This window comes from Salmonella sp. 32082101201600294FB01SM01, assembly GCF_017572865.1.
GTDB classification, from domain to species: Bacteria; Pseudomonadota; Gammaproteobacteria; order Enterobacterales; family Enterobacteriaceae; genus Salmonella; species Salmonella enterica.
Map to the genome: position 1 here is coordinate 1 of NZ_JAGESB010000009.1, position 23562 is coordinate 23562.

Sequence of the window (23562 nt, forward strand, 5' to 3'; positions counted from 1 at the left end):
TAATGCCGGGCGACAACATCAAAATGGTTGTTACCCTGATCCACCCGATCGCAATGGACGACGGTCTGCGTTTCGCAATCCGTGAAGGCGGCCGTACCGTTGGCGCGGGCGTTGTTGCTAAAGTTCTCGGCTAATCGCTGATAACATTTGACGCAATGCGCAATAAAAGGGCATCATTTGATGCCCTTTTTGCACGCTTTCACACCAGAACCTGGCTCATCAGTGATTTTATTTGTCATAATCATTGCTGAGACAGGCTCTGTAGAGGGCGTATAATCCGAAAGGCGAATAAGCGTTTCGATTTGGATTGCCTCGCGATTGCGGGGTGAAAATGTTTGTAGAATACTTCTGACAGGTTGGTTTATGAGTGCGAATACCGAAGCTCAAGGGAGCGGGCGCGGCCTGGAAGCGATGAAGTGGATAGTTGTTGCCATATTGCTGATCGTCGCAATCGTCGGCAACTACCTCTATCGCGACATGATGCTGCCGCTGCGTGCGCTGGCCGTAGTAATTCTGATTGCTGCAGCGGGTGGTGTCGCGCTGTTGACGACAAAAGGTAAAGCAACCGTTGCTTTTGCCCGTGAAGCGAGAACCGAAGTCCGTAAGGTCATTTGGCCGACTCGCCAGGAAACGCTGCACACCACGCTGATCGTCGCTGCGGTTACCGCAGTTATGTCACTGATCCTGTGGGGACTGGATGGTATTCTGGTTCGCCTGGTATCCTTTATCACTGGCCTGAGGTTCTGAGATGTCTGAAGCACCTAAAAAGCGCTGGTACGTCGTTCAGGCGTTTTCCGGTTTTGAAGGCCGCGTAGCCACATCGCTGCGCGAGCATATCAAATTACACAATATGGAAGAGCTGTTTGGCGAAGTCATGGTGCCGACTGAAGAAGTCGTTGAGATCCGTGGCGGCCAGCGTCGCAAAAGCGAACGCAAATTCTTCCCGGGTTACGTTCTGGTCCAGATGGTCATGAACGACGCAAGCTGGCACCTGGTGCGTAGCGTGCCGCGTGTGATGGGCTTTATCGGCGGTACCTCTGACCGTCCGGCGCCGATCAGCGACAAAGAAGTCGATGCGATCATGAACCGCCTGCAGCAGGTTGGCGATAAGCCGCGGCCGAAAACTCTGTTTGAACCGGGTGAAATGGTTCGTGTTAACGACGGTCCGTTCGCAGACTTTAACGGCGTTGTCGAAGAAGTCGATTATGAGAAGTCTCGCCTGAAAGTGTCTGTTTCTATCTTCGGTCGTGCGACCCCGGTAGAGCTGGACTTCAGCCAGGTTGAGAAAGCGTAAGGCTGCGATCAAAAAAGCAGCGATCTAATCGTTGCATAGGGCGCGAAATTGACATACAATTTCGCGCCTTTTGTTTTTATGGGCCTTATGCCCATAAAGCGATATTTATCACGGGGAGCTTCTTTGAAGCGATACTACCCAATTCGAGGAATTTAGAATGGCTAAGAAAGTACAAGCCTACGTCAAGCTGCAGGTTGCAGCTGGTATGGCGAACCCGAGTCCGCCGGTTGGTCCAGCACTGGGTCAGCAGGGTGTGAACATCATGGAATTCTGCAAAGCGTTCAACGCAAAAACGGATTCCATCGAAAAAGGTCTGCCGATTCCGGTTGTTATTACCGTTTACGCTGACCGTTCTTTCACCTTCGTTACCAAAACGCCTCCGGCAGCTGTTCTGCTGAAAAAAGCGGCTGGTATCAAGTCTGGTTCCGGCAAGCCGAACAAAGACAAAGTAGGTAAAATTTCCCGCGCTCAGCTGCAGGAAATCGCGCAGACCAAAGCTGCCGACATGACCGGTGCCGACATTGAAGCGATGACTCGCTCCATCGAAGGTACTGCACGTTCCATGGGCCTGGTAGTGGAGGACTAAGAAATGGCTAAACTGACCAAGCGTATGCGCGTGATCCGTGAAAAAGTTGATGCGACCAAACAGTACGACATCAACGAAGCTATTGCCCTGCTGAAAGAGCTGGCCACTGCTAAATTCAACGAAAGCGTTGACGTTGCCGTTAACCTCGGCATCGATGCTCGTAAATCTGACCAGAACGTTCGTGGCGCGACTGTACTGCCGCACGGTACTGGCCGTTCTGTTCGCGTTGCCGTATTTACCCAGGGCCCGAACGCTGAAGCAGCTAAAGCTGCTGGCGCTGAGCTGGTAGGTATGGAAGATCTGGCTGACCAGATCAAGAAAGGCGAAATGAACTTCGACGTTGTTATCGCATCCCCGGATGCAATGCGCGTTGTTGGCCAGCTGGGCCAGGTTCTGGGTCCGCGCGGCCTGATGCCAAACCCGAAAGTCGGTACCGTAACGCCGAACGTTGCTGAAGCGGTTAAGAACGCTAAAGCAGGTCAGGTTCGTTACCGTAACGACAAAAACGGCATCATCCACACCACCATCGGTAAAGTGGACTTTGACGCTGACAAACTGAAAGAAAACCTGGAAGCTCTGCTGGTTGCGCTGAAAAAAGCAAAACCGAGCCAGGCGAAAGGCGTGTACATCAAGAAAGTTAGCATCTCCACCACCATGGGTGCTGGCGTTGCCGTTGATCAGGCTGGTCTGAGCGCATCTGCGAACTAAGATTAGTCTTTACGTGGGCGGTGATTTTGTCTACAATCTTACCCCCACGATTCTGTTGAAATATAACAGAGCACTATGCGAGTCATTTGAATTGCAGCAAGGCAGCAAGTGAGTGAGTCGCCAGGAGCATAGTTAACTATGTGACTGGTGTGAACGAGCGCAGCTAACACAGCTGCGGTTCAAAGGACGAAGTCATAGAAAGAATTTGTTCGTTGGAGCCTGGCCTATCCAGGCCTCCGTCGAAGACCGCAGGCGTCTCGCAAGAGGCTTAATCCCCTGCGTAGACGGTGACAGAACGCTAAGATTATTTTTTATACTCTGGCTTGTTTCTGCTCACCGTATTAAGACGCTCTTCTCGTTGAGATGAGTGAAGTGAGTTCCGGAACATGAGTTCCGGCAAACATCCAGGAGCAAAGCTAATGGCTTTAAATCTTCAAGACAAACAAGCGATTGTTGCTGAAGTCAGCGAAGTAGCCAAAGGCGCGCTGTCTGCAGTAGTTGCGGATTCCCGTGGCGTAACTGTAGATAAAATGACTGAACTGCGTAAAGCAGGTCGTGAAGCTGGCGTATACATGCGTGTTGTTCGTAACACCCTGCTGCGTCGCGTCGTTGAAGGTACTCAGTTCGAGTGCCTGAAAGACACGTTTGTTGGTCCGACCCTGATTGCATACTCTATGGAACACCCGGGCGCTGCTGCTCGTCTGTTCAAAGAGTTCGCGAAAGCGAATGCAAAATTTGAGGTCAAAGCTGCAGCCTTTGAAGGTGAGCTGATCCCGGCGTCTCAGATCGACCGCCTGGCAACTCTGCCGACCTACGAAGAAGCAATTGCACGCCTGATGGCAACCATGAAAGAAGCTTCGGCTGGCAAACTGGTTCGCACACTGGCTGCTGTACGCGATGCAAAAGAAGCTGCGTAATCGCAGTTGTCTTTATCAAGCATTTGCTTACGTATAAACTTATTCTGATATTCAGGAACAATTTAAATGTCTATCACTAAAGATCAAATCATTGAAGCAGTATCCGCTATGTCCGTAATGGACGTTGTAGAACTGATTTCTGCAATGGAAGAAAAATTCGGTGTTTCCGCTGCTGCTGCTGTAGCTGTAGCTGCTGGCCCGGCTGAAGCTGCTGAAGAAAAAACTGAATTCGACGTAATTCTGAAAGCTGCTGGCGCTAACAAAGTTGCTGTTATCAAAGCAGTACGTGGCGCAACTGGCCTGGGTCTGAAAGAAGCTAAAGACCTGGTAGAATCTGCTCCGGCCGCTCTGAAAGAAGGCGTGAGCAAAGATGACGCTGAAGCACTGAAAAAATCTCTGGAAGAAGCTGGCGCTGAAGTTGAAGTTAAATAAGCCAACCCTTCCGGTTGCAGCCTGAGAAATCAGGCTGATGGCTGGTGACTTTTTAGTCACCAGCCTTTTTGCGCTGTAAGGCGCCAGTAGCGTTTCACACTGTTTGACTACTGCTGTGCCTTTCAATGCTTGTTTCTATCGACGACTTAATATACTGCGACAGAGCGTACGTTCTGTGTAAATCGCAATGAAATGGTTTAAGCGTGATAGCAACAGGCATTGCGGAAAGTATCCATTTTCCGGTCAACAAAATAGTGTTGCACAAACTGTCCCCCGCAGGACAGATGGGTCGACTTGTCAGCGAGCTGAGGAACCCTATGGTTTACTCCTATACCGAGAAAAAACGTATTCGTAAGGATTTTGGTAAACGTCCACAAGTTCTGGATGTACCTTATCTCCTTTCTATCCAGCTTGACTCGTTTCAGAAGTTTATCGAGCAAGATCCTGAAGGGCAGTACGGCCTGGAAGCAGCCTTCCGTTCCGTGTTCCCGATTCAGAGCTACAGCGGTAATTCCGAGCTGCAGTACGTCAGCTACCGCCTTGGCGAACCGGTGTTTGACGTTCAGGAATGTCAGATCCGTGGCGTGACCTATTCCGCACCGCTGCGCGTAAAACTGCGTCTGGTGATCTACGAGCGCGAAGCGCCGGAAGGCACCGTTAAAGACATTAAAGAACAAGAAGTCTACATGGGCGAAATTCCGCTCATGACCGACAACGGTACCTTTGTTATCAACGGTACTGAGCGTGTTATCGTTTCTCAGCTGCACCGTAGTCCGGGCGTCTTCTTTGACTCCGACAAAGGTAAAACCCACTCTTCGGGTAAAGTGCTGTATAACGCGCGCATCATTCCTTACCGTGGTTCCTGGCTGGACTTCGAATTCGATCCGAAGGACAACCTGTTCGTGCGTATCGACCGTCGCCGTAAACTGCCTGCGACCATCATCCTGCGTGCGCTGAACTACACCACTGAGCAGATCCTTGACCTGTTCTTTGAGAAAGTCGTCTTCGAAATTCGCGACAACAAGCTGCAGATGGAGCTGATTCCAGAACGTCTGCGCGGCGAAACTGCGTCGTTCGATATCGAAGCTAACGGCAAAGTGTACGTTGAAAAAGGTCGTCGCATTACCGCGCGTCACATCCGTCAGCTGGAAAAAGACGATATCAAGCATATCGAAGTTCCGGTTGAGTACATCGCAGGCAAAGTCGTCTCTAAAGACTACGTTGACGAATCCACTGGCGAGCTGATCTGCGCGGCGAACATGGAGCTGAGCCTGGATCTGCTGGCTAAACTGAGCCAGTCCGGCCACAAGCGTATCGAAACGCTGTTTACCAACGATCTGGACCACGGCCCGTACATTTCTGAAACGGTACGCGTCGACCCAACTAACGATCGTCTGAGCGCGCTGGTAGAAATCTACCGCATGATGCGCCCTGGTGAGCCGCCGACTCGTGAAGCGGCTGAAAGCCTGTTCGAGAACCTGTTCTTCTCCGAAGACCGCTATGACCTGTCTGCGGTGGGTCGTATGAAGTTCAACCGTTCTCTGCTGCGCGACGAAATCGAAGGTTCCGGTATCCTGAGCAAAGACGACATCATTGATGTCATGAAGAAGCTCATCGATATCCGTAACGGTAAAGGCGAAGTGGATGATATCGACCACCTCGGCAACCGTCGTATCCGTTCCGTCGGCGAAATGGCGGAAAACCAGTTCCGCGTTGGCCTGGTGCGTGTAGAGCGTGCGGTGAAAGAGCGTCTGTCTCTGGGCGATCTGGATACCCTGATGCCTCAGGATATGATCAACGCCAAGCCGATTTCCGCGGCAGTGAAAGAGTTCTTTGGTTCCAGCCAGCTGTCTCAGTTTATGGACCAGAACAACCCGCTGTCTGAGATTACGCACAAACGTCGTATCTCCGCACTCGGCCCAGGCGGTCTGACCCGCGAACGCGCAGGCTTCGAAGTTCGAGACGTACACCCGACGCACTACGGTCGCGTATGTCCAATCGAAACGCCGGAAGGTCCGAACATCGGTCTGATCAACTCCCTGTCCGTGTACGCACAGACTAACGAATATGGCTTCCTTGAGACGCCGTACCGTCGTGTGGTTGATGGCGTGGTCACTGACGAAATTCATTACCTGTCTGCTATCGAAGAAGGCAACTACGTTATCGCTCAGGCGAACTCCAACCTGGATGACGAAGGCCACTTTGTAGAAGATCTGGTTACCTGCCGTAGCAAAGGCGAATCCAGCTTGTTCAGCCGTGACCAGGTTGACTACATGGACGTATCCACCCAGCAGGTGGTCTCCGTCGGTGCGTCCCTGATCCCGTTCCTGGAACACGATGACGCCAACCGTGCATTGATGGGTGCGAACATGCAACGTCAGGCGGTTCCGACTCTGCGTGCTGATAAGCCGCTGGTGGGTACCGGTATGGAACGTGCTGTCGCCGTCGACTCCGGTGTTACTGCAGTAGCTAAACGTGGCGGTACTGTTCAGTACGTGGATGCATCCCGTATCGTTATCAAAGTTAACGAAGACGAGATGTACCCGGGCGAAGCGGGTATCGACATCTATAACCTGACCAAATACACCCGCTCTAACCAGAACACCTGTATCAACCAGATGCCATGTGTGTCTCTGGGCGAGCCGGTTGAACGCGGCGACGTGCTGGCAGACGGTCCGTCCACCGACCTCGGTGAACTGGCGCTCGGTCAGAACATGCGCGTGGCGTTCATGCCGTGGAACGGCTACAACTTCGAAGACTCCATCCTCGTATCCGAGCGTGTTGTCCAGGAAGACCGTTTCACCACCATCCACATTCAGGAACTGGCGTGCGTGTCCCGTGACACCAAGCTGGGGCCGGAAGAGATCACCGCTGATATCCCGAACGTGGGTGAAGCTGCGCTCTCCAAACTGGATGAATCCGGTATCGTTTACATCGGCGCGGAAGTGACCGGCGGTGACATTCTGGTCGGTAAGGTGACGCCGAAAGGTGAAACCCAGCTGACGCCGGAAGAGAAACTGCTGCGTGCGATCTTCGGTGAGAAAGCGTCTGACGTTAAAGACTCTTCTCTGCGCGTACCTAACGGTGTCTCCGGTACGGTTATCGACGTTCAGGTCTTTACTCGCGATGGCGTAGAAAAAGACAAACGTGCTCTGGAAATCGAAGAGATGCAGCTCAAGCAGGCGAAAAAAGACCTGTCTGAAGAACTGCAAATCCTCGAAGCGGGCCTGTTTAGCCGTATCCGTGCGGTGCTGGTGTCCGGCGGCGTTGAAGCTGAGAAGCTCGACAAACTGCCGCGCGACCGCTGGCTGGAACTCGGTCTGACCGACGAAGAGAAACAAAATCAGCTGGAACAACTGGCTGAGCAGTATGACGAACTGAAACACGAGTTCGAGAAAAAACTTGAAGCGAAGCGCCGTAAAATCACCCAGGGCGACGATCTGGCGCCGGGCGTGCTGAAGATCGTGAAGGTCTATCTGGCCGTTAAACGCCGTATCCAGCCGGGTGATAAGATGGCAGGTCGTCACGGTAACAAGGGTGTTATCTCTAAGATCAACCCGATCGAAGACATGCCTTACGATGAAAACGGCACGCCGGTAGACATCGTACTGAACCCGCTGGGCGTACCGTCTCGTATGAACATCGGTCAGATTCTGGAAACCCACCTGGGTATGGCTGCGAAAGGTATCGGCGATAAGATCAACGCCATGCTGAAACAGCAGCAGGAAGTCGCGAAACTGCGCGAATTCATCCAGCGTGCCTACGATCTGGGCGCCGACGTTCGTCAGAAAGTCGACCTGAGCACCTTCAGCGATGATGAAGTGCTGCGTCTGGCAGAAAACCTGCGTAAAGGTATGCCGATTGCCACACCAGTGTTCGACGGTGCGAAAGAAGCGGAAATCAAAGAGCTGCTGAAACTGGGCGACCTGCCGACCTCCGGTCAGATCACCCTGTTCGATGGTCGTACGGGTGAACAGTTCGAACGTCCGGTAACCGTCGGTTACATGTACATGCTGAAACTGAACCACCTGGTTGATGACAAGATGCATGCGCGTTCTACCGGTTCTTACAGCCTGGTTACTCAGCAGCCGCTGGGTGGTAAGGCGCAGTTCGGTGGTCAGCGCTTCGGGGAGATGGAAGTGTGGGCGCTGGAAGCTTACGGCGCCGCCTACACCCTACAGGAAATGCTCACCGTTAAGTCTGATGACGTGAACGGCCGTACCAAGATGTATAAGAACATCGTGGACGGCAACCATCAGATGGAACCGGGTATGCCGGAATCCTTCAACGTTCTGTTGAAAGAGATCCGCTCGCTGGGCATCAACATCGAACTGGAAGACGAGTAATTCTCGCTCAAACAGGTCACTGGTGTCGGGGTAAAACCCGACACCAGATTGTGCTAACTCCGACGGGAGCAAATCCGTGAAAGATTTATTAAAGTTTCTGAAAGCGCAGACTAAAACCGAAGAGTTTGATGCGATCAAAATTGCTCTGGCTTCGCCAGACATGATCCGTTCATGGTCTTTCGGTGAAGTTAAAAAGCCGGAAACCATCAACTACCGTACGTTCAAACCTGAGCGTGACGGCCTTTTCTGCGCCCGTATCTTTGGGCCGGTAAAAGACTACGAGTGCCTGTGCGGTAAGTACAAGCGCCTGAAACACCGTGGTGTTATTTGTGAGAAGTGCGGCGTTGAAGTGACCCAGACCAAAGTACGCCGTGAGCGTATGGGCCACATTGAGCTGGCGTCTCCGACTGCTCACATCTGGTTCCTGAAATCGCTGCCGTCCCGTATCGGTCTGCTGCTCGATATGCCGCTGCGCGATATCGAACGCGTACTGTACTTCGAATCTTATGTGGTTATCGAAGGCGGTATGACCAACCTGGAACGTCAACAGATCCTGACTGAAGAGCAGTATCTGGACGCGCTGGAAGAGTTCGGTGACGAATTCGACGCGAAGATGGGTGCGGAAGCTATCCAGGCCCTGCTGAAGAGCATGGATCTGGAGCAAGAGTGTGAAACTCTGCGCGAAGAGCTGAACGAAACCAACTCCGAAACCAAGCGTAAGAAGCTGACCAAGCGTATCAAACTGCTGGAAGCCTTCGTACAGTCTGGCAACAAGCCAGAGTGGATGATCCTGACCGTTCTGCCGGTTCTGCCGCCAGATCTGCGTCCGCTGGTTCCGCTGGATGGTGGTCGTTTCGCCACGTCAGATCTGAACGATCTGTATCGTCGCGTCATTAACCGTAACAACCGTCTGAAGCGTCTGCTGGATCTGGCTGCGCCGGACATCATCGTACGCAACGAAAAACGTATGCTGCAGGAAGCGGTTGACGCCCTGCTGGATAACGGTCGTCGCGGTCGTGCGATCACCGGTTCTAACAAGCGTCCTCTGAAATCTTTGGCCGACATGATCAAAGGTAAACAGGGTCGTTTCCGTCAGAACCTGCTCGGTAAGCGTGTTGACTACTCCGGTCGTTCTGTTATCACCGTAGGTCCATACCTGCGTCTGCACCAGTGCGGTCTGCCGAAGAAAATGGCGCTGGAGCTGTTTAAACCGTTCATCTACGGCAAGCTGGAACTGCGTGGCCTTGCCACCACCATCAAAGCCGCGAAAAAAATGGTTGAGCGCGAAGAAGCTGTCGTTTGGGATATCCTGGACGAAGTGATCCGCGAACACCCGGTACTGCTGAACCGTGCGCCGACTCTGCACCGTCTGGGTATCCAGGCATTTGAACCGGTACTGATCGAAGGTAAAGCTATCCAGCTGCACCCGCTGGTTTGTGCGGCATATAACGCCGACTTCGATGGTGACCAGATGGCTGTTCACGTACCGCTGACGCTGGAAGCCCAGCTTGAAGCGCGTGCGCTGATGATGTCTACCAACAACATCCTGTCTCCGGCGAACGGCGAACCTATCATCGTTCCGTCTCAGGACGTGGTATTGGGTCTGTACTACATGACCCGTGACTGTGTTAACGCCAAAGGCGAAGGCATGGTGCTGACTGGCCCGAAAGAAGCTGAGCGTATCTATCGCGCAGGTCTGGCCTCTCTGCATGCGCGCGTTAAAGTGCGTATCACTGAATATGAAAAAGATGAAAACGGCGAATTCGTTGCGCACACCAGCCTGAAAGACACGACCGTTGGTCGCGCCATTCTGTGGATGATCGTACCGAAAGGTCTGCCTTTCTCCATCGTCAACCAGGCGCTGGGCAAGAAAGCGATCTCCAAAATGCTGAACACTTGCTACCGTATTCTGGGCCTGAAACCGACCGTTATTTTTGCGGACCAGACGATGTACACCGGCTTTGCTTATGCAGCGCGTTCAGGTGCGTCCGTTGGTATTGATGACATGGTCATCCCGGAGAAAAAACACGAGATCATCTCTGAGGCGGAAGCTGAAGTTGCTGAGATCCAGGAGCAGTTCCAGTCTGGTCTGGTAACCGCTGGCGAACGCTATAACAAAGTTATCGATATCTGGGCTGCGGCGAACGATCGTGTATCTAAAGCGATGATGGATAACCTGCAAACCGAAACCGTGATTAACCGTGACGGCCAGGAAGAGCAGCAGGTTTCCTTCAACAGCATCTACATGATGGCCGACTCCGGTGCGCGTGGTTCTGCGGCACAGATTCGTCAGCTTGCTGGTATGCGTGGTCTGATGGCGAAGCCAGATGGCTCCATCATCGAAACGCCAATCACCGCGAACTTCCGTGAAGGTCTGAACGTACTCCAGTACTTCATCTCCACCCACGGTGCGCGTAAAGGTCTGGCGGATACCGCACTGAAAACCGCGAACTCCGGTTACCTGACTCGTCGTCTGGTTGACGTCGCGCAGGATCTGGTAGTGACCGAAGATGACTGTGGTACGCACGAAGGTATCCTGATGACCCCGGTTATCGAGGGTGGCGACGTGAAAGAGCCGCTGCGTGACCGCGTTCTGGGCCGTGTGACAGCAGAAGATGTGCTGAAACCGGGTACCGCGGACATTCTGGTTCCACGCAACACGCTGCTGCACGAACAGTGGTGTGACCTGCTGGAAGCAAACTCCGTTGACGCCGTTAAAGTGCGTTCCGTTGTATCCTGCGACACCGACTTTGGTGTATGTGCGCACTGCTATGGTCGTGATCTGGCGCGTGGCCACATCATCAACAAAGGTGAAGCTATCGGCGTTATCGCGGCACAGTCCATCGGTGAACCGGGTACACAGCTGACGATGCGTACGTTCCACATCGGTGGTGCGGCATCGCGTGCGGCTGCTGAATCCAGCATCCAGGTTAAGAACAAAGGTAGCATCAAGCTCAGCAACGTGAAGTCGGTTGTGAACTCCAGCGGTAAACTGGTTATCACTTCCCGTAACACCGAACTGAAGCTGATCGACGAATTCGGTCGTACCAAAGAGAGCTATAAAGTGCCTTATGGCGCTGTCATGGCGAAAGGTGATGGCGAGCAGGTTGCCGGCGGCGAAACCGTGGCAAACTGGGACCCGCACACCATGCCGGTTATCACCGAAGTGAGTGGTTTCATCCGCTTCACTGACATGATCGACGGTCAGACCATTACGCGTCAGACCGACGAACTGACCGGTTTGTCTTCGCTGGTGGTTCTGGATTCGGCTGAACGTACTACTGGTGGTAAGGATCTGCGTCCGGCGCTGAAAATCGTTGATGCTCAGGGTAATGACGTTCTGATCCCGGGTACCGATATGCCTGCGCAGTACTTCCTGCCGGGTAAAGCGATTGTACAGCTGGAAGATGGCGTACAGATCAGTTCTGGTGACACCCTGGCGCGTATTCCGCAGGAATCCGGCGGTACCAAGGATATCACCGGTGGTCTGCCGCGCGTTGCGGACCTGTTCGAAGCGCGTCGTCCGAAAGAGCCGGCAATCCTTGCTGAAATCGCAGGTATCGTTTCCTTCGGTAAAGAAACCAAAGGCAAACGTCGTCTGGTGATTACGCCGGTTGATGGTAGTGACCCGTACGAAGAGATGATTCCGAAATGGCGTCAGCTCAACGTGTTCGAAGGGGAACGTGTAGAACGTGGTGATGTGATTTCCGATGGTCCGGAAGCGCCGCACGACATTCTGCGTCTGCGTGGCGTTCATGCTGTGACGCGTTACATCGTTAACGAAGTCCAGGATGTATACCGTCTGCAGGGCGTTAAGATTAACGATAAACACATCGAAGTTATCGTTCGTCAGATGCTGCGTAAAGCGACCATCGAAAGCGCCGGTAGTTCCGACTTCCTGGAAGGCGAACAGGTTGAATACTCTCGCGTCAAGATCGCTAATCGCGAGCTGGAAGCGAACGGCAAAGTGGGGGCTACCTTCTCCCGCGATCTGCTGGGTATCACCAAAGCGTCTCTGGCAACCGAATCGTTCATATCTGCCGCATCGTTCCAGGAGACCACGCGTGTCCTGACCGAAGCAGCCGTTGCGGGCAAACGCGACGAACTGCGCGGCCTGAAAGAGAACGTTATCGTGGGTCGTCTGATTCCGGCCGGTACCGGTTATGCGTACCACCAGGATCGTATGCGCCGTCGCGCCGCAGGCGAGCAGCCAGCAGCACCGCAGGTCACTGCGGAAGATGCATCTGCCAGCCTGGCAGAACTGCTGAACGCAGGTCTGGGCGGTTCTGATAACGAGTAATCGTTAAATGGTGGAGGGGTATTTATCCCTCCACCAGCTTCATGCTGGATGCCGAATTCCGGGTCGCTTGCCTACAAGGAAAGAAAATGCCAGCGATTATTTCATTAATCTATTTAATGTTTAGTCTTTTGGTATTTACAAAAAAGATAACCATTTCAAACGTTCTGTCCGCTTTTTTATTGTTTCTATCGTTATATATACTTCACCATAAATCATTACTTATATTTATTTATTGTCTTATTATTATTGTCGCCACCGTTATTCTTCATCAAGTCAAAACCAGCGCGGATAAAAAAGCCGTATTTTATTTTTCAATGCCATGCTGGCTCTTGATTTTATCTGTAATTATAAATTTAATGAATAAATGAATTATTTTTTCATGACTCTTGCTTCTCGCATTATTTGTGAAAACTCATTGTCACTGGTTATATGAATAAATTGTCCAGTTTTTGCATTATATTTTGCCATTGCACAGGGAAGACTATTACCGCCGTTAGCCATAACAAATTTTGCTTTTGTATTACGATAAAGATTGACGCCAGGAATGGGGTCCTGACCGAATGTATAAGGCGTTGGGACAATTACATTATGTTTGTTTGAGAACCACTTTGCTAAAATCCCGTCAACGCCATCAACTGGCGTAATAAAAGTAGAGAATCCACAATACTCAAAATTGAATTTTTTACCATTGGGTTTGTTTTTTTCTGTAACATTAAATCCAAATGTGACTTTAAATTTATCCCATAAATCTAAGTTATTAAAGTCTATTGGCTCGCCATTATAAAATGCCTGCTGTTCATACATTAAATGATAAACCTGTTTTATTGGTTGTTTACGCGGGGAATTTTAAATCATTAAATGAAGCATTTAATTCCATTAAGGTCTTTGTTTGCCCTTATTACAGGAATTATAAATATGATGCCATTTCTGGAATAAAAATAAAGTTAACAAGTTATTTATTTAATTGCTCACTAGTAGGATATTTATGTATCCACCGGTTAATGCTTAGTTTAGCATCTTTTAGCTGACAGCGATTGCAACGCTAAAAAACATGTGCTAATAATCATCATGTAAAATATGTAATGAAGTAAGCATGGAGCATTTAATTGTTATGATTCCACCATTAAATAGATATGTTCCCGCGCTTTCAAAAAATGAATTGGTTAAAACTGTTACCAACAGGGACATTCAGTTTACAAGTTTTAATGGAAAAGATTATCCCTTGTGCTTTTTAGATGAGAAAACCCCTCTTCTTTTCCAGTGGTTTGAGCGGAATCCTGCTCGCTTTGGGAAAAATGATATACCTATAATTAACACAGAGAAAAACCCCTACCTTAACAATATCATTAAAGCAGCAACAATTGAAAAAGAACGTCTTATAGGTATTTTTGTAGATGGTGATTTTTTTCCGGGACAAAAGGATGCTTTTTCAAAACTTGAGTATGACTATGAAAACATAAAAATCATATATAGAAATGATATTGACTTTAGCATGTACGATAAAAAATTATCAGAAATTTATATGGAAAATATTTCTAAGCAAGAGTCCATGCCAGAAGAAAAAAGGGATTATCATTTACTGCAGCTATTGAAGAAAGAATTGAGTGATATTCAAGAGGGTAATGATTCATTAATTAAATCTTACTTACTGGATAAAGGCCATGGATGGTTTGATTTTTACAGGAATATGGCTATGTTAAAGGCTGGTCAGTTATTTTTGGAGGCGGATAAGGTTGGGCGTTATGATTTATCAACAAATAGTGGGTGTATATATCTCGATGCTGATATGATTATCACGGAAAAACTGGGGGGTATATATATTCCGGATGGAATCGCTGTTCATGTAGAAAGGATAGATGGCCGTGCTTCTATGGAAAACGGGATAATAGCTGTTGATCGCAATAACCACCCGGCTTTACTTGCTGGATTGGAAATAATGCATACTAAATTTGATGCTGATCCCTATTCTGATGGTGTATGTAATGGAATTAGAAAACATTTTAATTATTCTTTAAATGAAAATTATAATTCTTTTTGCGATTTTATTGAGTTTAAGCATGATAACATTATAATGAATACCAGTCAGTTTACGCAAAGTTCATGGGCGAGGCATGTGTCGTAGTGGAAATGGCAATAATCATGCTATTGAATACATAAAATATTGGCATAAACTATCAAGTTTCGGCGAAAAAATATTTGATGCTCAGTTTTCTCTACTACAACGCCACTTTAAAATCGCAGTGCTGTTCAGAACGGAGATATACGGCATTCCTTGTGAAATATGGGAGTAAGAAGAGCTTAAATAATTTAATTGGTTATTAAATAACAATTTTATTTATACAGATATCTGTCAGATTACATCTGGCTTAAATTTTCCTCAGCCCAGATGCGTTTTCCATCAAGTAACGTTCCCATCGGCGTTCGGCCGCAACACATTTTTCCCTGATGGGTTCGCCCCTGATTCCCGTTGTTCTGGGGCATCATTTTATGGACAAAAACGATCAGCAGACACGGTTGGAAGAGGGCCGCCAGAGAAATTACAGTCAGGAACGCTGCCCAAAAACTTCAAGTTCACCGCTATTTCGATAATCCAGTGGCCAGCCCTCGGTCGTCAATTACTGATGAAGGGGAGAAGGCTGGGCAAAAATGAGGAAGGGATACTTTGCCCTGGTCAGCTTCCGTTGCTGACGATGACAAAATAAAAAAACGGGAGGTCGATAACAATCTCCCGTTTTTCACATTACGTACTCGCTTGTGAAATACTAATGCGTTTACATACGGGTTCACCGCATTTGCGAAGTGCGCCCCAGCCAACTGTCCCAGTCTTTCCACACGGGCTGTAACCCTTGCGCGCTTAACGCGCTTGCTACGGTTTCAGGCCGACGGGCATCGTGGGGAGAAAACTGCTCAAGTTCCGGATGATCGTCGGCATACCCACCGGGCTGGGTTTTCGAGAAGGCGCTAACGTTGTTGATTGCCAGAGGAATCACATGGTCTCGAAACCACGGCGATTCGCGGGTGGAGAGTGATAATTCAATTTCCGGCGCCAATAACCGGAAAGCGCAAATCGTTTGCACCAGTTGCTTTTCATCCATCACAGATGCGGGTTCCACACCGCCAGTACACGGACGCAGACGCGGGAAGGAAACAGAATAGCGACTCTGCCAGTAGTGTTTCTGCATCCACAACAGATGCTCCGCCACCATATAGCAATCCACCCGCCAGTTGTCCGACAGACCAATTAGCGCGCCAAGACCGATTTTGTCGATACCTGCCCGGCCTAACCGATCCGGCGTTTCCAGCCGCCAGAAAAAGTCCTGTTTCTTTCCCTTCAGGTGATGCTGTGCATAGATTGCCTCATGGTAAGTTTCCTGATAAACCATCACGCCATCGATCCCCAGCGTTTTGAGCTCCGCATAGTTTTCTTGCGACAAGGGCTGGACTTCCATCTGTAATGATGAAAATTGACGGCGGATAGCCGGTAAATGACGACGAAAATAGTCCATGCCTACTTTGGCCTGATGTTCGCCAGTCACCAGCAACAGATGCTCAAAGCCCAGTTTACGGATAGCATCGCACTCCCTTTGAATATCCACCTCATCCAGCGTTTTACGCTTAATGCGGTTGCTCATCGAGAAACCGCAGTAGGTACAGTCGTTGGCGCACAGGTTCGAGAGATAAAGCGGCACATAGAAACTGACGGTGTTGCCAAAGCGCTGGCGGGTAAGTTTTTGCGCGCGCTGCGCCATCGGTTCCAGATAATCGGCGGCGGCGGGGGAGAGCAGCGCCATCAAATCGTCCCGGCTAAGATGCGCTGCGTTCAGCGCGCGCTCCACGTCGGCGGCGGTTTTACCGTTGATACGCAGGCGAATATCGTCCCACTCCAGTTGCCGCCATCGGTCGGTGAAGGTTTTCATGCTAACACCTCCAGAAACCCGGTGAGCGGGCTGGTGGCGCTGGCCTGCGAACTTTTGCTTCCTGGCACAGCCTGGCGCGCCAGTACTCCCGCTTCTACAGCCAGGCGGAAAGCGGTTGCCATCATCACCGGGTCATCCGCCACGGCAATTGCGGTGTTGACCAGTACCGCATCTGCGCCCATTTCCAGCGCCTGCGTCGCGTGGCTGGGGACGCCGATCCCGGCGTCGACCACCACCGGTACGGTGGACTGCTGGATAATAATCTCCAGCATCGCTTTGGTTTCCAGCCCCTGATTCGAACCGATAGGCGCGCCAAGCGGCATCACCGCCGCGCAGCCGACCTCTTCCAGCCGCTTGCACAACACCGGATCCGCGCCGCAGTAGGGCAGCACCACAAAACCCTGCTTCACCAGCGCCTCGGCGGCTTTTAGCGTTTCAATCGGGTCCGGCAATAGCCAGCGGGCGTCCGGGTGGATTTCTAATTTCAGCCAGTGGGTACCCAGCGCTTCACGCGCCAGTTGGGCGGCGAAAATCGCCTCTTCGGCAGTTTTCGCCCCTGAAGTATTGGGCAGCAGCGTGACGCCCGCTTCAATGAGCGGCATGAGGATAGCGTCGTTGTGCTGACGTAAATCCACGCGCTTCATCGCCAGCGTCACCAACTGGCTGCCGGAGGCGCGAATCGCCTCGACCATCAGCTGCGACGAAGCAAATTTTCCGGTGCCGGTGAACAGATGTGAATTAAACGTTTTGTCGGCAATACGTAACATCTCAACCTCCTGCTATAACGTGAAAAAGCAGGATCTGGTCGCCTTCCTGCACGATATGTTGCCGCCATTGCTCGCGTGGCAGGATCTGCTGATTGAGCGCCAGCGCCGCGCCCGGTTTAAGCTGATTAAGCGCAGCAAGCAGCTCATTGACGGTTTGCCCTGCGGCGCACTGCATCGGTTCATCATTGAACTGAATCTGCATGTTGCCCTCCGCAGACCGGACAGCCGCTGGCACGACGCAGCGCCAGGCTGCGCCACTGGCTGGTTTTACCGTCAAACAGGCGTAGCTCGCCACTCGGCGTTTCCATTCCGCTGAGTAATTTGATTGCCTCCAGCGCCTGCAAAGTGCCCATCACGCCAACAACCGGTCCGACGATACCGGCGGTACGGCAGTTGCGTTCAGGCTCGACATCGTCCGGCCACAGGCAGCGGTAACAGCCTTGTTCCCACGGTGGTGTGAGGACCATTAGCTGGCCGCCAAAGCCGACGGCGCTGGCGGAAATTAACGGAGTGTTGAGCGCCACGCAGGCGGCGTTAATTTCCTGGCGCGTGGCCATGTTGTCGGTACAGTCGAGCACTACGTCGGCACGCGCGACCGCATGTCGGAGCGCCTCGCCTTGCAGCCGCTGTTGGAGCGACACCAGTTCGATATCCGGGTTGAGCCGTGTCAGGCGCTGCCGGGCAACCTGAGATTTTGAACCTGCGATATCATCGGTGGTAAATAGAATCTGGCGCTGCAAATTGCTCAGATGAATGTCGTCATCGTCTACCAGCGTCAGTTTGCCGATGCCTGCTCCCGTCAGATACAGCGCGGCGGGTGAACCCAACCCGCCTAAACCCACGATCAGGACATGACTCGCGAGCAACTTTTGCTGGCCTTCAATGGCGATATCGCCGAGCAGGATTTGCCGGCTGTAGCGCATAAAGTCACGGTCATTCATCGCCGACTCCTGCGATTGCAAGTAACTGTTGCGTAGCGGCGCGCCAGTCGGCGGCCTGGGTGATGGCGCTGACCACGGCAATACTGCCGACGCCGGTCGCCAGCACCGCCGGAGCGCGTTCAAGGCTGATGCCGCCAATCGCCACGGTGGGGTAATCCGCCAGACGTTCAATATGCCGCGCCAACTGCGCCAGCCCCTGCGGGGCGGAAGGCATCTGCTTGGTTTGCGTCGGGAAGACGTGGCCGAGTGCGATATAAGAAGGCTTAGCGGCGAGCGCGATGTCTATCTCCATATCATCGTGAGTGGATACGCCCAGGCGTAGCCCCGCCGCCTGAATCGCCTCCAGGTCGGTGGTTTCAAGGTCTTCCTGGCCCAGATGCACGCCGTAAGCGCGGTGCTTAATTGCCAGACGCCAGTAATCGTTGATGAACAGCCGGGCGTCATAACGACGCCCCAGTGCGATGGCGGCGATAATGTCCGCTTCCACCTCTTCATCGCGTTTATCTTTGATACGCAACTGGATCGTGCGCACGCCCGCCTCCAGTAGACGCTCAATCCATGCCACGCTGTCCACCACCGGGTAAAGTCCGAGACGGAACGGCACGGTCGGGAAATCAGGCTGGTACATCAGGCCTCCTCCCGCTTGAGATAAATTTCGCCGCCTTTGGCGCGGAAGTTTTCCGACATATCCGCCATGCCGACTTCAATGGCTTGTGCGGCGGCGTAATCACGAACTTCCTGGCTGATTTTCATTGAGCAGAATTTCGGCCCGCACATCGAGCAAAAGTGCGCCACTTTGCCGGACTCTTGCGGCAGGGTTTCATCGTGCCAGGCGCGGGCGGTGAACGGGTCGAGCGCGAGGTTAAACTGGTCTTCCCAGCGGAATTCAAAGCGCGCTTTCGACATCGCGTTATCGCGAATCTGCGCGCCCGGATGCCCTTTGGCTAAGTCAGCGGCGTGGGCGGCGATCTTGTAGGTGATCAGCCCCTGCTTCACATCTTCTTTGTTCGGCAGGCCGAGATGCTCTTTCGGCGTCACGTAACACAGCATCGCACAGCCGAACCAGCCGATCATCGCCGCGCCAATGCCGGAGGTGAAGTGGTCATAGCCCGGCGCGATATCGGTAGTCAGCGGCCCTAAGGTGTAGAACGGCGCTTCATGGCAGTGCTCCAGCTCTTCGGTCATGTTGCGCTGAATCATATGCATCGGCACGTGGCCCGGGCCTTCAATCATCACCTGCACGTCGTATTCCCAGGCGATTTTGGTCAGCTCGCCCAGCGTATGCAGCTCGGAGAACTGCGCTTCGTCGTTCGCGTCCTGAATCGATCCCGGTCGCAGGCCGTCGCCCAGCGACAGGGAAACGTCGTAGGCGGCGCAGATTTCGCAAATCTCGCGGAAATGTTCGAACAGGAAGTTCTCTTTGTGATGGGAGAGACACCACTTCGCCATGATCGAACCGCCGCGCGAGACAATGCCGGTCAGGCGCTTGGCGGTCATCGGCACGTAACGCAGCAGCACGCCCGCGTGAATGGTGAAGTAGTCGACGCCCTGTTCGGCCTGCTCCAGCAGCGTGTCGCGGAAGGCTTCCCAGGTAAGATCCTCGGCGATCCCGTTGACCTTTTCCAGCGCCTGGTAGATCGGCACCGTGCCGATTGGTACTGGGCTATTACGCAGGATCCACTCACGGGTTTCGTGAATATAGCGCCCGGTGGAAAGGTCCATTACCGTATCCGCCCCCCAGCGCGTCGCCCACACCAGTTTTTCCACCTCTTCTTCGATAGAGGAGGTCACCGCCGAGTTGCCGATATTGGCGTTGACCTTCACCAGGAAGTTGCGGCCAATAATCATCGGCTCCGATTCCGGGTGGTTGATGTTGGCGGGGATGATGGCGCGTCCGGCGGCGACTTCATCACGCACGAATTCCGGGGTGATGTTTTCCGGCAGGCGTGCGCCAAAGCTCATCCCCGGATGCTGGTGGCGCAGTACTTCACTGCGAATGCGCTCGCGGCCCATATTTTCACGGATGGCGATGAACTCCATTTCGGGAGTGACGATCCCGTTGCGGGCGTAGTGTAACTGGGTGACGCGCTTGCCCGCTTTAGCGCGTTTTGGCGTCAGCAGGCCGGTAAAACGCAGATCGTCCAGGCCATCGTCGGCCAGACGTTCTCTGGTATAAGCCGAGCTACGGTCGTCTAATTCTTCGCTATCGTTACGTGCGTCAATCCATGGCTGGCGCAGTTTCGCCAGACCCTGCTGGACGTTAATCGCCACCTCAGGATCGCCATAGGGGCCGGAGGTGTCGTACACCGGCACGGCTTCGTTCTCTTCAAACTGCGGGTTGTCTTTGCTGCCGCCGATGAGCGTTGGGCTAAGTTGAATTTCGCGCATCGGTACGCGAATATCATGCTGCGAACCGGTCACGTAGATGCGTTTCGAGTTGGGAAATGCGGTGCCTTCCAGCGTATCGATAAAATGCTGGGCTTTAGCGCGCTGCTCGCGGCGGGTTAACGTTGTTGTAGACATAGCTCATTCCAAAAAATTAAGGACGTGGCTTGTCAGACGACGGATGGAGTAATGGATGTGCGCCGCCCGTAAAGGCAGCAGCATAAAGCAGAATTACTCTTGTTCCCTTCGCAGGTATTAACCTGATCAGGTTCCGCGGATCCCGAATTAACGGTCTCAGCCTTTTCCACTTCATCCTTCGCGCTGCCTCTTCGTTGGCTTCGTCCGCTCACTCCATTCACTTACTTATGTAAGCTCCTGGAGATTCACCGACTTGCCGCCTTGACGCATCACGAACGCTTTTGTGGAAAATTAGCACTCCGACAAGATAACCGCCCCTCCGAAGAGGGGGCTGAAGTAAACTACCTGTTACTCGCGCAGAACTCAAGCGGGACGTTTGACTCTGGCGCCGTCGTGCATCGCGTCAAACACCAGCATAATCAGCTTGTCTTCCAGCACAAAGCGGGCTTCCAGCGCTTCGCCGATATCTGACAAAGCTTGTTGAAATTCGAGACAATTATCGTGATCGATGGCAGTTTCCAGGCTGGTGTCGTAATAATCCATAATGCGCTGCGTATTATCTTCCAGCAGCGGCCAGATTTTTGCCGCATGTAAAAGCTGACCGTTTCCTTCCAATTTATGGAGAATACGTTCATAAATACTGAAGTGCCCGGCGGAAAGGTAATCGACCAGGCTCTGACAAAAATCATCCAGCGCTTTTTCATTCAGCCGCATGTACGATTCTTTGCCAGGCTTAATGCCAACCAGATTGTAGTAAGCCACGAGCAGGTGCTTACGTACATCCAGCCAGCGATCGACCAGTTTGTTGCTTCCGCCAACGCGCTCCGTCAGGGTTTCCAGCTGGTTTAGCATGATTGTCTCCGCAAGTTAGATAAAGGCTGCTCGCCATGAATGTAAAAATAATGTTAACAACATGCCAGTGAAGCAAAGGTAGTGCAAGAGCTATGGATCGTATAATTGAAAAATTAGAGAGTGGCTGGTGGATCGTCAGCCATGAACAAAAATTATGGTTGCCGTATGGGGAATTACCACACGGGCTGGCAGCAAATTTCGATCTTGTGGGGCAGCGCGCACTCCGGATAGGTGAATGGCAAGGCGAGCCCGTCTGGCTGGTGTTACAGCATCGACGCCATGATATGGGATCGGTTCGCCAGGTTATCGATCAGGATGCCGGGCTGTTCCAACTGGCGGGACGTGGCGTACAGTTGGCGGAGTTTTACCGATCGCATAAATTTTGCGGCTATTGCGGGCACCCTATGCACCCGAGTAAAACCGAATGGGCGATGCTGTGCAGCCATTGCCGCGAGCGTTACTACCCGCAAATCGCCCCCTGCATTATTGTTGCCATTCGCCGTGAGGATTCTATTCTACTTGCCCGGCATGTTCGCCACCGCAACGGCGTGCATACGGTACTGGCCGGGTTTGTTGAAGTCGGCGAAACCTTAGAACAGGCGGTCGCGCGAGAGGTAATGGAGGAGAGCGGCATTAAGGTGAAAAATCTGCGCTATGTGACTTCCCAGCCGTGGCCTTTCCCGCAGTCGCTGATGACCGCTTTCATGGCGGAGTACGACAGCGGCGATATCGTCATCGACCCGAAAGAGCTGTTGGAAGCAAATTGGTACCGTTATGACGATCTGCCGCTACTGCCGCCGCCGGGCACCGTCGCGCGCCGTTTGATCGAAGATACGGTGGCAATGTGTCGGGCTGAATATGATTGACATGTTACACTGGGCGCATCAACGCTAAAGGAATGTAAAAATGACCGAACTCAAAAACGATCGTTATCTACGTGCGCTGCTGCGCCAGCCCGTTGATGTTACGCCAGTGTGGATGATGCGCCAGGCGGGCCGTTATCTACCGGAGTACAAAGCCACTCGCGCTCAGGCGGGCGATTTTATGTCGCTGTGCAAAAATGCCGAACTGGCCTGCGAGGTCACTTTACAGCCGCTGCGCCGTTATCCGCTTGATGCGGCGATCCTTTTCTCGGATATCCTGACGATTCCGGACGCGATGGGCCTGGGGCTCTATTTTGAAGCCGGGGAAGGCCCGCGCTTTACGGCTCCTGTCACCTGCAAAGCCGATGTCGATAAGCTGCCCATTCCCGATCCGGAAGATGAACTGGGTTATGTGATGAATGCAGTGCGTACGATTCGCCGCGAACTAAAAGGCGAGGTTCCGCTGATCGGCTTCTCCGGCAGCCCGTGGACGCTGGCGACTTACATGGTGGAAGGCGGCAGTAGCAAAGCCTTCACGGTGATTAAAAAGATGATGTACGCCGACCCGCAGGCGTTGCATCTGCTGCTGGATAAGTTGGCGAAAAGCGTCACGCTGTACCTCAACGCGCAAATCAAAGCGGGCGCGCAGTCGGTGATGATTTTCGACACCTGGGGCGGCGTGCTGACTGGCCGCGATTACCAGCAGTTCTCCCTCTACTACATGCATAAAATCGTCGATGGCCTGCTGCGTGAAAACGACGGTCGACGCGTGCCGGTAACGCTGTTCACTAAAGGTGGCGGTCAGTGGCTGGAGGCGATGGCGGAAACCGGCTGCGACGCGCTGGGTCTCGACTGGACGACAGATATCGCCGATGCGCGCCGTCGCGTTGGCCATAAAGTGGCGCTGCAGGGCAATATGGACCCCTCGATGCTGTATGCGCCGCCGGCACGGATCGAAGACGAGGTAGCGACTATACTTGCTGGTTTCGGTCAGGGAGAAGGGCACGTCTTTAATCTTGGACATGGCATCCATCAGGATGTGCCGCCAGAACATGCTGGCGCATTTGTGGAGGCAGTGCACCGACTTTCTGCGCAGTATCACAACTAAGGAGTTAG

At 52.4% G+C, this 23562-nt stretch carries 19 protein-coding genes, 3 pseudogenes and 1 riboswitch; of the genes and pseudogenes, 14 read left to right on the forward strand and 8 right to left on the reverse strand.

Annotation, left to right across the window (positions count from 1 at the left end; all coding sequences use genetic code 11):
• The 10 genes and pseudogenes from tuf to J4645_RS21620 form a co-directional block, all read left to right on the forward strand.
• Positions 1 to 134 (forward strand): annotated as a pseudogene (gene tuf / locus J4645_RS21575) (elongation factor Tu); the annotation flags it as partial.
• A 229-nt stretch (positions 135 to 363) separates the two neighbouring features.
• A complete protein-coding gene (gene secE, locus J4645_RS21580; RefSeq protein WP_001275691.1) occupies positions 364 to 747 on the forward strand; it encodes a preprotein translocase subunit SecE in 384 nt (127 codons plus the stop codon).
• A 1-nt stretch (position 748) separates the two neighbouring features.
• Complete coding sequence (nusG, locus tag J4645_RS21585) at positions 749 to 1294, forward strand: transcription termination/antitermination protein NusG (RefSeq protein ID WP_001287521.1); 546 nt, start codon at positions 749 to 751, stop codon at positions 1292 to 1294.
• Between the two features lie 157 nt (positions 1295 to 1451).
• Positions 1452 to 1880, forward strand: a complete 429-nt coding sequence (gene rplK / locus J4645_RS21590) for a 50S ribosomal protein L11 (protein ID WP_001085926.1) — start codon at positions 1452 to 1454, stop codon at positions 1878 to 1880.
• Positions 1881 to 1883: 3 nt separating this feature from the next.
• The gene (gene rplA, locus J4645_RS21595; RefSeq protein ID WP_001096676.1) at positions 1884 to 2588 is read left to right on the forward strand and encodes a 50S ribosomal protein L1; all 705 of its coding nucleotides are present in this window, start codon (positions 1884 to 1886) and stop codon (positions 2586 to 2588) included.
• Positions 2589 to 3007: 419 nt separating this feature from the next.
• Complete coding sequence (gene rplJ / locus J4645_RS21600) at positions 3008 to 3505, forward strand: 50S ribosomal protein L10 (protein ID WP_001207203.1); 498 nt, start codon at positions 3008 to 3010, stop codon at positions 3503 to 3505.
• Between the two features lie 66 nt (positions 3506 to 3571).
• Entirely contained in the window at positions 3572 to 3937 is a 366-nt protein-coding gene (rplL, locus tag J4645_RS21605; protein WP_000028882.1) for a 50S ribosomal protein L7/L12, read from the forward strand.
• A 317-nt stretch (positions 3938 to 4254) separates the two neighbouring features.
• The gene (rpoB, locus tag J4645_RS21610) at positions 4255 to 8283 is read left to right on the forward strand and encodes a DNA-directed RNA polymerase subunit beta (RefSeq protein WP_000263105.1); all 4029 of its coding nucleotides are present in this window, start codon (positions 4255 to 4257) and stop codon (positions 8281 to 8283) included.
• A gap of 76 nt (positions 8284 to 8359) precedes the next feature.
• Positions 8360 to 12583 (forward strand): DNA-directed RNA polymerase subunit beta', encoded by a 4224-nt coding sequence (gene rpoC, locus J4645_RS21615; protein WP_000653963.1) that lies wholly within the window; start codon positions 8360 to 8362, stop codon positions 12581 to 12583.
• Between the two features lie 41 nt (positions 12584 to 12624).
• A complete protein-coding gene (locus tag J4645_RS21620; RefSeq protein WP_077906257.1) occupies positions 12625 to 12951 on the forward strand; it encodes a hypothetical protein in 327 nt (108 codons plus the stop codon).
• A gap of 1 nt (position 12952) precedes the next feature.
• Here J4645_RS21620 and J4645_RS21625 read toward each other — a convergent pair.
• Positions 12953 to 13296: pseudogene (locus J4645_RS21625) on the reverse strand (cytoplasmic protein).
• 380 nt (positions 13297 to 13676) lie between these two features.
• Here J4645_RS21625 and J4645_RS21630 point away from each other — a divergent pair.
• Both J4645_RS21630 and J4645_RS21635 read left to right on the forward strand, forming a co-directional pair.
• Positions 13677 to 14705: a type III secretion system effector arginine glycosyltransferase SseK1 gene (locus J4645_RS21630; RefSeq protein WP_000400598.1), complete on the forward strand. Its 1029-nt coding sequence runs from the start codon at positions 13677 to 13679 to the stop codon at positions 14703 to 14705.
• A 323-nt stretch (positions 14706 to 15028) separates the two neighbouring features.
• A pseudogene (locus tag J4645_RS21635) lies at positions 15029 to 15213 on the forward strand (hypothetical protein); the annotation flags it as partial.
• A 153-nt stretch (positions 15214 to 15366) separates the two neighbouring features.
• Here J4645_RS21635 and thiH read toward each other — a convergent pair.
• The 7 genes from thiH to J4645_RS21670 all read right to left on the reverse strand — a co-directional run bounded on the left by thiH (position 15367) and on the right by J4645_RS21670 (position 21583).
• Positions 15367 to 16500, reverse strand: coding sequence for a 2-iminoacetate synthase ThiH (gene thiH / locus J4645_RS21640; RefSeq protein ID WP_023214834.1), 1134 nt, complete (start codon positions 16498 to 16500; stop codon positions 15367 to 15369).
• Complete coding sequence (gene thiG, locus J4645_RS21645; protein ID WP_023214835.1) at positions 16497 to 17267, reverse strand: thiazole synthase; 771 nt, start codon at positions 17265 to 17267, stop codon at positions 16497 to 16499. The genes thiH and thiG overlap by 4 nt, the downstream gene beginning before the upstream one ends.
• Position 17268: 1 nt before the next feature.
• A complete protein-coding gene (thiS, locus tag J4645_RS21650) occupies positions 17269 to 17469 on the reverse strand; it encodes a sulfur carrier protein ThiS (protein ID WP_001166828.1) in 201 nt (66 codons plus the stop codon).
• Complete coding sequence (locus tag J4645_RS21655) at positions 17450 to 18208, reverse strand: HesA/MoeB/ThiF family protein (RefSeq protein WP_000999766.1); 759 nt, start codon at positions 18206 to 18208, stop codon at positions 17450 to 17452. The genes thiS and J4645_RS21655 overlap by 20 nt, the downstream gene beginning before the upstream one ends.
• On the reverse strand, positions 18201 to 18836 hold the full coding sequence (thiE, locus tag J4645_RS21660) for a thiamine phosphate synthase (protein ID WP_000284625.1): 636 nt from the start codon (positions 18834 to 18836) through the stop codon (positions 18201 to 18203). Before thiE ends, J4645_RS21655 begins: the two co-directional genes overlap by 8 nt.
• Positions 18836 to 20731 (reverse strand): phosphomethylpyrimidine synthase ThiC, encoded by a 1896-nt coding sequence (gene thiC / locus J4645_RS21665; RefSeq protein WP_023214836.1) that lies wholly within the window; start codon positions 20729 to 20731, stop codon positions 18836 to 18838. The genes thiE and thiC overlap by 1 nt, the downstream gene beginning before the upstream one ends.
• Positions 20732 to 20817: 86 nt before the next feature.
• Positions 20818 to 21042: riboswitch (TPP riboswitch) on the reverse strand.
• 52 nt (positions 21043 to 21094) lie between these two features.
• Positions 21095 to 21583: an Rsd/AlgQ family anti-sigma factor gene (locus J4645_RS21670; RefSeq protein ID WP_000934322.1), complete on the reverse strand. Its 489-nt coding sequence runs from the start codon at positions 21581 to 21583 to the stop codon at positions 21095 to 21097.
• Positions 21584 to 21675: 92 nt separating this feature from the next.
• On the opposite strand from J4645_RS21670, the gene nudC reads away from it, so the two are divergent.
• Both nudC and hemE read left to right on the forward strand, forming a co-directional pair.
• Positions 21676 to 22449 (forward strand): NAD(+) diphosphatase, encoded by a 774-nt coding sequence (gene nudC / locus J4645_RS21675; RefSeq protein ID WP_000373959.1) that lies wholly within the window; start codon positions 21676 to 21678, stop codon positions 22447 to 22449.
• 40 nt (positions 22450 to 22489) lie between these two features.
• Entirely contained in the window at positions 22490 to 23554 is a 1065-nt protein-coding gene (hemE, locus tag J4645_RS21680) for a uroporphyrinogen decarboxylase (protein WP_000137619.1), read from the forward strand.
• Positions 23555 to 23562: the final 8 nt, after the last annotated feature.